7 protein-coding genes are annotated in these 13,019 nt (G+C 37.8%); 5 read left to right on the top strand and 2 right to left on the bottom strand.

All coding sequences use genetic code 11. From position 1 onward, the window contains the following. Window position 1 precedes the first annotated feature (1 nt). Genes CJ263_RS04560 through CJ263_RS04550 form a run of 3 tightly spaced genes read left to right on the top strand, consistent with a single transcriptional unit; the run spans window position 2 to window position 3,725 of the window. Window positions 2-1,231 carry a permease gene (locus CJ263_RS04560; protein WP_094996176.1) on the top strand — a complete coding sequence of 410 codons (1,230 nt, stop codon included), beginning with the start codon at window positions 2-4 and terminating at the stop codon, window positions 1,229-1,231. Between the two features lie 2 nt (window positions 1,232-1,233). After that, window positions 1,234-1,971, top strand: a complete 738-nt coding sequence (locus CJ263_RS04555) for a heavy-metal-associated domain-containing protein (protein WP_094996175.1) — start codon at window positions 1,234-1,236, stop codon at window positions 1,969-1,971. Between the two features lie 11 nt (window positions 1,972-1,982). Beyond that, entirely contained in the window at window positions 1,983-3,725 is a 1,743-nt protein-coding gene (locus CJ263_RS04550) for an efflux RND transporter periplasmic adaptor subunit (RefSeq protein ID WP_094996174.1), read from the top strand. Between the two features lie 35 nt (window positions 3,726-3,760). Here the strand turns inward: CJ263_RS04550 and CJ263_RS04545 are convergent, their stop codons facing one another. Next, entirely contained in the window at window positions 3,761-4,786 is a 1,026-nt protein-coding gene (locus CJ263_RS04545; protein WP_094996173.1) for a sugar phosphate isomerase/epimerase family protein, read from the bottom strand. Window positions 4,787-5,334: 548 nt separating this feature from the next. Here CJ263_RS04545 and CJ263_RS04540 point away from each other — a divergent pair. Both CJ263_RS04540 and CJ263_RS04535 read left to right on the top strand, forming a co-directional pair. Continuing rightward, a complete protein-coding gene (locus tag CJ263_RS04540) occupies window positions 5,335-8,532 on the top strand; it encodes a SusC/RagA family TonB-linked outer membrane protein (RefSeq protein WP_094996172.1) in 3,198 nt (1,065 codons plus the stop codon). Between the two features lie 49 nt (window positions 8,533-8,581). Beyond that, window positions 8,582-10,336, top strand: coding sequence for a RagB/SusD family nutrient uptake outer membrane protein (locus tag CJ263_RS04535; protein ID WP_094996171.1), 1,755 nt, complete (start codon window positions 8,582-8,584; stop codon window positions 10,334-10,336). Between the two features lie 507 nt (window positions 10,337-10,843). Here the strand turns inward: CJ263_RS04535 and CJ263_RS04525 are convergent. Beyond that, window positions 10,844-12,670, bottom strand: coding sequence for a tetratricopeptide repeat protein (locus CJ263_RS04525; protein ID WP_094996169.1), 1,827 nt, complete (start codon window positions 12,668-12,670; stop codon window positions 10,844-10,846). Window positions 12,671-13,019: the final 349 nt, after the last annotated feature.

Genomic DNA, 13,019 nt, shown 5'->3' with positions numbered 1-13,019 from the left:
TATGAGCGACTTTTTTAAACAGTGGGGTGAAGCGGCTTATACAACTACCGGATTTTTCTGGATGGCCCTTTGGGCCTTCATTTTGGGTTATGTCATAAGTAGTATGATACAGATTTTTGTAACCGAAAAGCGTATGCAGAAAACCATGGGAAAAGATGAGTCCAAGAGTGTTCTGTTGGGTACATTCTTTGGCTTTATTAGTAGTTCCTGTAGTTTCGCGGCTTTGGCGAGTGCAAAATCACTATTTAAAAAAGGAGCAAGTTTTGTGTCCTCCATCGCTTTTTTGTTAGCTTCTACAAACTTGGTCATTGAACTGGGAATTATCATTTCCATTTTCTTGGGATGGCAGTTCGTGGTTGGTGAATATATCGGAGGGTTATTATTGATAGGTATTTGCTGGATTCTTATTAGGGTAATCAACCCAAAAAAACTTATCGATACCGCACGTAAAAATCTGGAGAGTAAGGATGATGGCGGTTCCATGGACGATTCAAAGGATTGGAAAAAACAGATTAGAAAGGAAGATAGTTGGGCAAGGGTCGGTAAAAATTATAAGATGGAATGGCAGATGGTCTGGAAGGATGTTACGGTCGGTTTTACCATAGCGGGCATCGTGGCCGCATTTGTTCCCGATGCTTTTTTTCAGACCTTGTTCATTAACAGTGGCCAAGGCAGTACGGATTTCTCATTTTTTGAAATTTTGGAACATATCATTGTGGGACCGGTCGCGGCATTTCTAACCTTTATAGGTTCTATGGGAAATATACCATTGGCCGCCTTACTTTTTGGAAAGGGAGTAAGTTTTGCTGGGGTAATGGCCTTTATTTTTAGTGACTTGGTAGTCTTTCCCGTACTTCGAATAAATGCAAAGTATTACGGTTGGAAAATGTCCTTTTTCATCCTTTTTTTACTGTTCACGGCGTTGATAGGTGCTTCGTTGGCGCTGCATTATAGTTTTGACTTTTTGAATGTTTTACCGGACCCCTCCCAAGTTAAAATTCAGGATAGTACTTATTTTAAGATAGATTATACGTTCTTTTTGAATATTATATTCCTAATTGTTTCAGGGTATTTAATTTATTTGGGATTCTTCAAGAAAAAGGACGTAGAACATTCCATGAGCGAAATGGCCCCTAAAAGCAAAATTTTGGAAGCTGTTTTGAAATATGCGGCTTATGTCTGTTATATATGGTTAATAGGAGGACTTATCATTAAATATTTAATTCAATAGAAATGGAACATACATATTATATAAAAGGAATGACCTGTGGCAGCTGTAAAGCTAAAGTAGAAGAAACGCTCTCTAAGATAGATGGCATATCCAGTGTATCTGTGAACCTTGAGAAAGAAGAAGCAGTTATAAAAATGAAAACCCATATTAGTACGTCCAATCTACAAGAAAAACTTCCTTCGAAATACAGCATTACGGAAAAATCAAAAGTTGGAAAGACTGCTGCAATGCATTCAAATAAGGAAATTGGAACTGCTTCAAAATCAAAATTATCTCAGCTTAAACCCTTGATTATTATTTTGGGTTACATAACCATGGCAACAGTGTTGTTAAATTATAAACGGGAGAATTGGAATGGTGCAATGCTCGATTTTATGGGACTGTTCTTTATCGTGTTTAGCTTTTTTAAAATTTTGGACTTAAAGGGTTTTCCGGATAGTTTTAGAATGTACGACCCTCTTGCTAAAGTTCTGCCCGTTTATGCACGGATCTATCCCTTTATTGAAACGGTCTTGGGATTAATGTTCTTGTTGCGCTTTGAGATTCCTATTGCACTAATAGCTACATTGATAGTTTTGGGAATAACTACTGTTGGTGTAACTAAAACATTGCTTGATAAAAAATCAATTCAATGTGCATGTCTGGGGACGGCACTCAAGTTGCCCATGACCGAAGCCACTTTTATCGAAAATGCCATCATGATTGTTATGGCCCTATTAATGCTGTTTCAGTATAGCTAATTATTAAAATTATGAACAAAAATATCATCTATATCGTTTTAGCCGTTTTTGTAGGTCTTTTTGGAGGTTGGCTTATTTTCGGTGGTTCGCAGGAAGAGTTAATATCAAAAAGGGAAACATCCGAACATGAGCATTTGGGAAATGCCATTGAAAAAAAATGGACTTGCTCCATGCATCCACAGATAATGCAGCCGGAACCAGGGGATTGTCCCATTTGCGGTATGGAGTTGATTCCGGCGAATATGGATGATGAAGGTCTGGCCGTGAACGAAATTAAAATGACCAAAAATGCCATGGCCTTTGCCAATATTAGCACTACCCTAGTTGGTGATGGTAAAGACGAAGGTTCAATGAAGGATATTTCCTTATCTGGACGTATAAGGGTAAATGAAGAGGAAGAAATGGTTCAGGCAAGTTATTTTGATGGTCGTTTGGAGCGTTTGAATGTATCTTATGAAGGGCAAGACGTAAAACGGGGACAGCTCTTGGCAACTATTTACGCGCCGGACTTGGTTGCTGCGCAGCAAGAGCTAATAAGTTCGTTATCGCTAATGGAATCTCAACCAGCTTTATACAAGGCGGTCAGAAACAAATTGAAGCTTTGGAAACTTACCGAAGACCAAATCAATACCATCGAGAAAACAGGGAAGGTTAGGGAGTACTTTCCAATTTACGCCACAGTTTCTGGAACTGTTTCTGAAAAAATGGTTGCTGAAGGCGATTATGTAAAACAAGGTGAGCCGCTCTTAAAATTGATGAATCTCAATTCTGTTTGGGTGGAGTTCGATGCCTATGAGAATCAAATTTCTTCCTTGGAAAAGGGCGACAAAATATCACTGACCACAAATGCCTATCCAAATAGGTCATTTGAAGCTACGATTACTTTTATCGATCCAATTTTAAATCAAAGAACCCGTACCGTGGCGGTACGTGCTACCTTAAATAATGGCGATGGGATTTTTAAACCAGGGATGTTCGTTAAAGGAAATTTGGAAAGTTCAAAAGGGAAGGAAGATAATCTCCCTGAAGCAATTATGATTCCGGCTTCCGCGGTTATGTGGACCGGTGAACGTTCTGTTGTTTATTTGAAAGTGAATGGTGATACCCCTATTTTTAGGATGAGGGAAGTTCACTTGGGCAGCAGAAACGGGGATATGTTTGTGGTGAATTCAGGTCTTCAAAAAGGGGATGAAGTTGTGACCAATGGAGCCTTTACCGTGGATGCGGCAGCGCAGCTTCAGGGTAAAACTTCCATGATGAATCAAAATCAAGAAGAGGAAATTTCATCTAGTGAAATTGGAAATATGAAAATGGTACTGTCGGATTCCTTTAAAAAGGAATTTAAATCGGTCTTGCCATCTTATTTCAATATTAAGAATGCCTTGGTTATAGGAGACGTAAGCGGAGTATCTAAATATTCCAAAGATTTTCAGAATGGTCTTGTAGTAATAGATGAATCTGACCTCCATAACATAGAAAAATCACATTTTTCAAAAATTATTGATTTGGCGGAAGATTTGGTAAATAGTAAAGATCTTAAATATCAAAGGGACATCTTTATCACACTAAATGAGAATTTGGTTCCGATTGTAATGAATATAGGTAAAACAGATAACCTGGTTTATCTCCAAAAATGCCCAATGGCAAATAACAATAAAGGGGCATTTTGGCTAAGTATGGAAAAGAAAATCAGAAACCCATATTATGGAGACCAGATGCTTACTTGTGGAAGTATTATAGATTCAATTCAATAATTTTATATAGGGAATGAAATTGGGCCCCTAAAGCTTCAAGTAAGTTCTCGACGTACTTTTTCTAATAACGATTTGGTGGCACTTACTCCCTCATCATTACTTAAATACCCGGGTTTTCCTGCTAGGTCACGCATGATACCTCCTTCATATTCAATACCCACATACTTTCCAGACCAACCGTTTTCCTTAATGATTTTAAACATTTTATAAAAATCTGTTTTTTGAGCCTCTCCGTTTTCATTAAATAAATAGGTTTTGGCGGATATGGCCTTGGTGTAGGGCATCATTTTGGTTACACCTTCATATTTGTCATATTCATGGAGGCATTCCGTATTCAATAAATCTTTAAAATCCATACTTGCCGCCTTGCTTCTCTCGGAACAGAAGTTTCCAAAATCTGGTAGGAATCCTTTATTCTCTTGATTTAACTGTTTCATAATTCCCACTAGCCAATCTGGGTTGGTGGATAACCCGAAATGATTTTCCACCAATACCTGTATTCCAACCTTATTCGCATAATCCAATAATTGACCATATCCATCAACGGCGGCTTCTGCAATTTCCTCAGGTGCCCCAGGTTCCTTTTTGCCTGTCAGAGCTGCCATAGTATCTCCCAAGTTTACTCGGATGGCAGTACAGCCCAAGAATTTGGCGGCATCTACCCAAGGGTAGTGCCCCTCTACTGCTTTATTTCGCTCTTGTGCATCAATTGAGGCAATATTACCACCATCTACCATAATAAGATGGTTGATCATGCCAAGATCATCACATCGTTGTTTTAACTCCTTTAGGTAATTATGGTCCGTGTGTTTTTCTTTAAAAAATCCTGAGACATATTCCAGAACATTAATACCATGCACGTTTTTGGCCCTTTCTGGAAAATCCATATTGGACATTTTACCGGTATAAAGCTCGGAGGCAAAGGAGAATTCCGCTAAAGAAATCTCAAAATCGAATGTTTTGGGTGGTTTTATTATTGTTAAAGGTGTGAACTTAACTAGCGGTATGCAGGCCGCAGCCGTTCCAATTTTAGCAATGAAAGCACGACGGTTTGTTTTCATAATCTACTCTTTTTGAACTATAATTTTGAATATAATAAGAATACGCTTTATTCTTGAATTTGCTCTAAAATTTATTTGACTGAGGGGATATTTCGATAAGTAATTAGGTAAATACTTTTAAACTATTTAATTTTTCTAAGAAGTAAAGAACTTAGAAGTCTTTGTCCTTAAATGAATGCTAGTATGATGAGGGCTAAAAATTTCGTTTGAAATATTTTTAACGAAAATTTTAGTTTTTTTATGTTTTTTTCTTAAAATTACATTAATATTATTGAAAAATAATCAGTTTTTAACCGTGTATTTTAAACACTTAATAATATTGTTTAAATCTATACTTTAACAGCTAAAAGGCTTTCGTAAAACTGAAAATTCATGAATTTGATAGTTTTTGTGTTCAGAATACCTTTTGATTTCATTTCGTTAAGGTAGTTTTAAGAAAAAATTGAAATATTAACATAATTTTTCAAGAGTTCTAGTAGTAATGGTAACTAATTAAAGGATTTCATTTTAACTAACAACAATCAATATTAACTTAAACCAAATTTTTTATGAAGAGTACATTCTTAAAGGGTTTATTGCTATTTGGGGCATTTTTATGTTTTGGATTGGCAAATGCCCAAACAGTAACCGGAACTGTTTCTGATCAAACGGGGCCTTTACCCGGGGCCAGTGTTCTGATAAAGGGCACAACTAGTGGTACCCAGACGGATTTCGACGGTAATTACACCTTGGATAACGTGGATAATAATGCTACTTTGGTGTTTAGCTACATTGGATTTAAAACAGTTGAGGTTCCTGTTAATGGACAATCTACCATTAACGTAACCTTGGAGGAGGACGCCGCTGCCTTGGACGAGGTAGTAGTAACAGGGTATGGTTCTCAGTCCAAAAGAGATGTGACAGGTTCGGTATCTACAGTAGATGTTGAGCAGTTGACAGCTGTACCCGCAACCACCTTTGCTCAGCAGTTGCAGGGTAGGGCAGCTGGTATTGGAATTGTAAGTGATGCGACTCCAGGAGGAGAGGCCAAGGTGCGTATTCGTGGTTATGGTACTATTGGTAATAACGACCCATTATACATCATCGACGGTGTTCCTTCAAGATCTCAAGCAAATTTAAATCCTGGAGATATTGAATCATTGCAGGTGTTGAAAGACGCCTCGGCAGCTTCTATTTATGGTTCACGTGCAGCCAACGGTGTTATTATCATTACCACAAAAAAAGGTAAGTTGGGTAAACCTGTTATTAGCTATGAAACATATTATGGAATGCAAACAGCAGCTAATGATGTGGAAGCTTTGAACGCTAGGGAATTAGGTCAATATTTGTATCTAGCTGATTTATACGCTGGAAAAACACCAAGTCATGGTCAGTATACGTTTGGACCTAATGGCGAGGTTACCATTCCAGATTATGTGTTCCCTAGTGGAGCCAATGAGGGTGACCCAGGTACAGACCCAAGTTTATATGCTTTGGAGCCTGGAAATATTTACGCCATTACCCGTTCTGCAGATACGAACTGGTGGGAAGAATCTATCCGATCTGCCCCAATTTTAAATCATCAGATTAGTGCATCTGGCGCAACCGAAAGTGCTAGATATGCTTTTACTTTGAGTTATTTTGAGCAGGATGCGATTACTAAGTTTGTAGGCTACAATAGAACTTCCATAAGAGCCAATACAGAATTTCGGGCATTGAATAACAAACTAACCATTGGGGAAAATCTAACGGTGAGTTTGGATAACAGAAAAGGAGGATTTTCCAATGATGATGAGCAGAACACCGTTTCTGGTGCCTACAAGCATCATCCTTTGTTACCTATATATGACATAGCAGGTAATTTTGCAGGAAGTAGGGGAGCCAACCTTGGTAACAACTTCAATCCGGTCGCTATTTTAACCAGGGATGCAGATGATAGACGATATAGGACCCGTTTATTAGGTAATGTGTATGCGTCTTATGATATTTTACCTGAATTGGAGTTAAAAACAAGTTTTGGTGTAGATGCGGAAAATGAAAGAGGCATAGACCTAAGGAGACCTCAGCCGGAATATGTGGAAGGTAACTTTATTAACGGTTCTACCTCAAGTAATAGATATGAATATAACTGGCAGTGGAACACTGTACTCACCTATAGCAAAACGTTCAATGAGGTTCATAATGTGGATGCTTTTGTAGGGATAGAGGGAATTCAGGCCTTCGGTGAATTCTTTAATGCAGGTAGAAATCAGTTCGCCTTTGAAACAACTGACATTCTGAGATACCTAAGGTTGGGTGATGCAACGACTTCGTTCAATGACGGGGCAGCATATATCGACTACTCATTATTTTCCCAGTTTGGAAAATTCAACTATGATTATGACGGTAAATACCTGGCACAGTTGATTCTTAGAAATGATTCATCTTCAAGATTCCAATCAGCATCTAGGAGTGCTTTCTTCCCGGCCTTTAGTTTAGGTTGGAGGGTTTCCGATGAAGGCTTTATGGAGAACGTAGAGTGGATAGACGAATTGAAATTACGTTACGGCTGGGGTAAAACAGGGAACCAAGAAATTGGGGATTACAATGCCTATACTACATACCGGTCAAATATATTCAATGCTGGGTATCCAATAGATGGTTCTACAAGTGCGCCGGCCATTGGTTTTGATGCAGCGGGCTTTGGTAATCCAAATGCAAAATGGGAAACTACTACCTCCAATAACTTTGGTATAGATATGACCATGTTTGCAAGTAGGTTGAATTTCAATTTGGATATTTGGGACAGAGTAACGTCTGATATGTTGTTTAGGTCGCCAATTGCCTATAGCGCGGGTGATGCTAGCGCTCCATTCTTTAATGTGGGTCAAATGACCAACAAAGGGGTGGATTTGGCTATCAATTGGAATGAGAATAAAGGAGATTGGGGCTACGGAATAGGAATCAACTTCTCACAATATAACAATGAGGTTAACAGGTTAAGTGAAAGCGATGATACTCGACTCTTTGGGGATGCTTCCCGTGTGCCTTCATTAACTGTAACTCAAGCAGGTAGTCCAATATCATCTTTTTATGGCTTTGTAATAGACGGAATCTTTCAGTCTCAGGCAGAGGCAGACGCTTGGCCTGATTATGGAGATTATAATGCTCCAGGTAAATTCAGGGTTGTTGATGTGAATAATGATGGTGAAATTACGGATGATGACAGAACGATTATTGGAAGTCCTCACCCTGATTTCACTTATGGTATCAACTTGGATTTCAATTACAAGAATTTAGCCTTGAATATTTTTGGTAACGGTTTCCAAGGTAATGATGTTTACAACTACGTTCGTTATTTTGCTGATTTTAACACGTTTCAAGGTAATAGGTCAACAAGGGCGCTGTATGATGCTTGGCAGCCTACTAATCCTACTGCACCGCGTAGCGAATGGGTAGCCGCAAATCCAAACGCTACCGTACCAATAATGGATGCAAACGATCAGGTAAGTAGTCGTCCTTCTTCCTATTTTATTGAAGATGGCAGTTATTTTCGCTTGAAGAATGTGCAATTGACCTACAACTTCTCTGAAGACCTCCTAGACAATATTGGAATTTCTAGGGCGCAGGTTTATATTCAAGGCCAAAACTTGGCCACATGGACTAAATATTCAGGTTTGAATCCTGAAATTAATTCACCGAGAAGTGATGCGACTCTTGGCTTTGACGGTGGATTTATGCCAGTATCCAAAACCTATACAGTAGGGTTAAGAGTAACTTTTGACTAATTAAATAGATAGGATCGTGAAAGCTTTTAAAATAAATAAATTATAAAAAATGAAAAAGATAAAACTAATTTTCACAGCACTGACTGGTCTTCTGGTCCTGGTTACGGGCTGTAGTGATGAATTCTTAACAAGGGAACCTGAGGGGCAATTTGGTCAGCCAAGTCTTTTAACACCAGATGGCGTGGAAGGTATCTTACTGGGTGCCTATGCCATGATAGATGGTTCTGGACTTGATGGTACCAATGATTGGAATGTAACAGTAGAAAACTGGGCATTTAATATTGCTTCTGATGATGCCCTTAAAGGAACGGATGCAGGTGACCAACCTGAGCAGTCGTTTATAGAAGCCTATGATTTTCAAGCGTTTAATGGGCATATTACCAATAGGTGGCGGTCTTTGTACAAAGGTATTGCACGGGCAAATGATGCCATTGTTTCTGCCAATACTGTGGAGGAATTGGATGACGCAAGAAGACAACAAATAATAGCTGAAGCAACTTTTTTAAGAGGGGTGTTTCATATGGAAGCCCGTAAAATGTGGAGGATGCCAAAATATGTGAGTGACGAAAACTTTGACATCAATGATGTCAATAGTACATTGGTTCCAAATGATCGGGAGATTTGGCCATTGATTGAAGCTGATTTAGAAGCGGCGGCATCGGTATTGCCCGATACGCAAGGTGATGTAGGTAGACCAACGAGTTGGGCTGCCAAAGCATTTCTGGCGAAGGCCAAGGTTTATCAGGGATGGAACAATGATGGTTCGGCCAATATTTCAAAATTACAAGAGGCAAAACCAATATTAGAGGATATTATAAACAATGGTCCTTTTAGTCTGGTGGAAAATTTCGAGGACAACTTCCTAGTGGCTACTCGAAATAATTCAGAATCCATTTTTGAAATTCAGTATGCTATTAGTAGTGCCGCGGATCAAGCTTCTTCAAGAGGTATGGGATTGGCCCATCCATATACCGATCCTTGGGGCTGTTGTGGGTTTTATCAAGTTTCCCAAAACTTGGTAAATGCCTATCAAACGGAAAATGGATTACCGTTGTTAGATAACTTTGATGACACCGATGTTTCTTCAGATACGAATCCAGATGGATCTTCTGTAGTAACCACTACTCTGGATCCACGATTAGACCATACCGTAGGTAGACCTGGAATTTTATACAAAGGTTTTAAAATCTATCAAACTGATTTCGTGAGGGATCTGTCCTATGCCGGTCCTTTTTTCTCCAAAAAGCATGTAGCGGAACCAGAAGGCTTTGGAATTGGTGGATGGGGTAACCTAACTGCTAATAATTATCGCTACATGAGATTGAGTATGATAATTTTATGGTTAGCAGAAGTGGAAGTGGAACTTGGAAATTTGGAAGAAGCTAGGGCATTGGTGAACCAAATTAGGGCAAGAGCAGCCAATCCAGTTGGATTTGTGCCAAATGCTATTCAGGGTGCTAGCAGGAATGATTTTACTGTTGAAGAAGGAGTTCCTGCTGCCAATTATGACATTGCTACCTATGATACCCCGTGGACAGATCAGGACTTAGCCAGAAAAGCGGTACGTTTTGAAACTCGATTGGAGTTCGCCATGGAAGGTCATCGTTTTTGGGATTTGGTTAGATGGGGAATAGCTGCCGAAACGTTAAATGCATATCTAGCAAGTGAGTCTCAGCATAGAAGTTATTTAAATGGAAGATCCTTTACTGAGGGAAGAAATGAATACTTCCCAATTCCCTCACAAGCAATTGACCGCTCCTTCCTTGATGGAACGGCGACTTTAACACAAGATCCTGCTTATTAATTGAGCTTCTCATTTTAGTCTAATTTTATATAAGCTTGGAGATATTAATCTCCAAGCTTTTTTTATGACTAATTGGGTATGTTGGTAATTATACCTTCACTTGTTTTTGTTTCAGGAGCTTAACGTTCCACTTTTTGTTGGTCATCATTACATGTTTCCCTTGGAATTTATAGGATATTGGCTAATAGTACCTGTTCCTAGTTGAGAAAGTAAAGTATAAGGTAATTTGCTATTGGGAAATGAATTACAAGGTTGGTAAGGTGAAAGTTTTTTTGAAAATTTATGCTCAATTACGATTAAAATATTCAACTTGCCCCTACATGTAATACTGTACTCCAAATTCATGAATTTTACCTGATTTCGGCTAAATTATAACGTAAGTGACTGGTTTTTAGTGTATCTTGTTGTAGTAATAGTTGCAAAATTGTTAGAGTTAGTTTATTTAATTTCAAAAAAAGGTAGTATTGGTTCCACATACTACCTTTTTCGATTTTAAAACTTGCCCAATTAATTATTTTCTTCATTCAATTGCTTAATGAAGTATGAAGGAAGAATTCCTTGTCTTTTTTTAAAGGCTGCATTAAATGTATTTAGATTGTTGTAGCCTACCGATGAGGCAATGTAACTGAGCTTACTTTTACGGAATTCTTCATCCTGCAATAATCTGGTTAATAAATAGTTGATTCTCAACTCATTTATGTAGTTGTTAAAGTTGGAACCCATCTCAATATTGATAACCTGGGATAGGTACTTAGGATTCGTCTTAAGTTTCTCCGCGAGTAGATGAAGATTACAATGGGAATCAATAAAGAAATTTTCTCTTTCTAGTTTTTTTAATCGCTTTAGGATAATGTCCTTTATATTATTGTCAAGAGGGGTATTGGTTTTATCTTCTACTTTAGAACCTTTATTTTTGACTTGAACACTTTGGTCATCCCTCTTTAGCTGTGCCTCTAGTTTTTCAATGGTTCTTCTATAGATGACTTTGTTCTTTTCCTTTATCTTGACATAGGCTATTACAATAAACAATCCAATGACCAGAAAAGATGCCAAAGCTGTAATGATTGCAGTTAATTGTGATTTTTGAGTAACGTTTTTCAATTCAAGGGCTTGCTCTCTTTGATTAGCCTCTTTGATTTTTCTTCTAGTTTCAAGAATGATGATACGTTGTTCCTTTTCATTGTTGAACAGGGAGTCCCTTATGGCATCGTATAAGGTTTTGTATTCATCCACTTTTCCGGGTTCATTCGTCCTTTTATAAAGGTCCATGAGAATAAGGCTATTGGACTTTATGACATCAAAAGCATTTATGTTTTCAGCGGCGTCGATACTTTTTTCATAGGCCTGTATGGCATTGGTGGTATCCTTGGTCCTTAAATGAAGCTCTGCCTGAATCATGAGAGCCCTTGGCAGCCTAAATCTATAGTTATTACTTTTTACCATATTCAAGGCTTGGTCAAGATAATTCTGGGATTTATCGAATTCACCATTAGACATGTAAATATCCGCCATGTTCATATAAACAACACTTTGGATATAGCTGCCTGGTGAGTACAATTCTTTTTCGATCTTCAAATAAAAATCATAAGCTTTTAAAGCGGCTTCCTTATTTCCTAGTTTAGCGGACATCCTTGCTATTTCATCCACTTTTTGAAAAATGTAGTGGGTGTCCTTTTGTTTTATGATATAATCCAACCCCTTTAAACAATGTTCCAGAGCTTTCTGGTAATTCTCTATTCGAAGGTAATAATGGGATAGAGCGGCATGTGCTTTGGATAGAACAAATTCGTTCTTGGTGTTTTCTGCAATGTCCAAAAGTTTAAGTCCCGTTTCCAAGGCAATATCGTACTCTCCCTTTTCTGTATGAATGTCAGATTTTAAGGTTTCAAATTCCGCATAGGTTTCAGGATATTTTCTATAATTTATTTCTTGTTCTAGGCTTTTTATAACTTCCATGGAACGATTGAAGTCTCCCTGAATGAAAAGTAAATAGGCCCTATTGTACTTGGCCTTGATAATGCCATTGTAATAGTTCAGTTCTTCGGAAACCGCCAATGCTTCTTTATTGTAATTTTTTGCAATTTCTATGTTCCTGTACTTGTATAAATGGCAAAGTTGTAAAAGGATATCGGCTTTCTTCTTTCCAAAAGCATTGTCCTTTAAGGCTGTAAGTGTATTTATCTCCTGGTATTTATTTTGGTGCTTAGTTTCTGAAACTAACTTTTCAATACGATTAAAATAGTCGCCTATACTATCATTTTCTTGTTTTTGGGAAAAAACAAATGATTGAATAGAAAAAAAAAGTATAACGAATATTTTGGAGCTTTTGTTCAAACCGTCATTGTCAGCTTTAGGAAGTCCCCTAAATTATAAAATAAACTGGTCAAATACTATTAAGGAATCGTCTATTAGAAGCTGATTTACATAACAGCTGTTTACAGCCCATTGATTATCATGAAGTTGATTTTGATTGAAAAAATAATTAAATAACTTAGACTGGTCTCTTCAAAATTTAAACACAAAAAAACCCTCTTTTTGAGAGGGTCCTTTTGGTTAATTGTAGATTTAAATCTATAATCGAAAATTTTAATTGTTTATATTAAGCCAAATAAGGCCAATAGAGATCCAACTGCAACAACGGCCAAAAAGGCGTTCATTGTAATAATGAGAATTGACAGATATG

This window comes from Maribacter cobaltidurans (assembly GCF_002269385.1).
GTDB classification, from domain to species: Bacteria; Bacteroidota; Bacteroidia; order Flavobacteriales; family Flavobacteriaceae; genus Maribacter; species Maribacter cobaltidurans.
Note: the sequence above shows the minus strand (reverse complement) of the source record. Positions and strands in the feature narration are given on the sequence as shown.

Excerpts from the sequence above, each read along its gene's own strand:
- CJ263_RS04560 (WP_094996176.1), top strand. The coding sequence starts at position 2 with ATGAGCGACTTTTTTAAACAGTGGGGTGAAGCGGCTTATACAACTACC.
- CJ263_RS04555 (WP_094996175.1), top strand. The coding sequence starts at position 1,234 with ATGGAACATACATATTATATAAAAGGAATGACCTGTGGCAGCTGTAAA.
- CJ263_RS04550 (WP_094996174.1), top strand. The coding sequence starts at position 1,983 with ATGAACAAAAATATCATCTATATCGTTTTAGCCGTTTTTGTAGGTCTT.
- CJ263_RS04545 (WP_094996173.1), bottom strand. The coding sequence starts at position 4,786 with ATGAAAACAAACCGTCGTGCTTTCATTGCTAAAATTGGAACGGCTGCG.
- CJ263_RS04540 (WP_094996172.1), top strand. The coding sequence starts at position 5,335 with ATGAAGAGTACATTCTTAAAGGGTTTATTGCTATTTGGGGCATTTTTA.
- CJ263_RS04535 (WP_094996171.1), top strand. The coding sequence starts at position 8,582 with ATGAAAAAGATAAAACTAATTTTCACAGCACTGACTGGTCTTCTGGTC.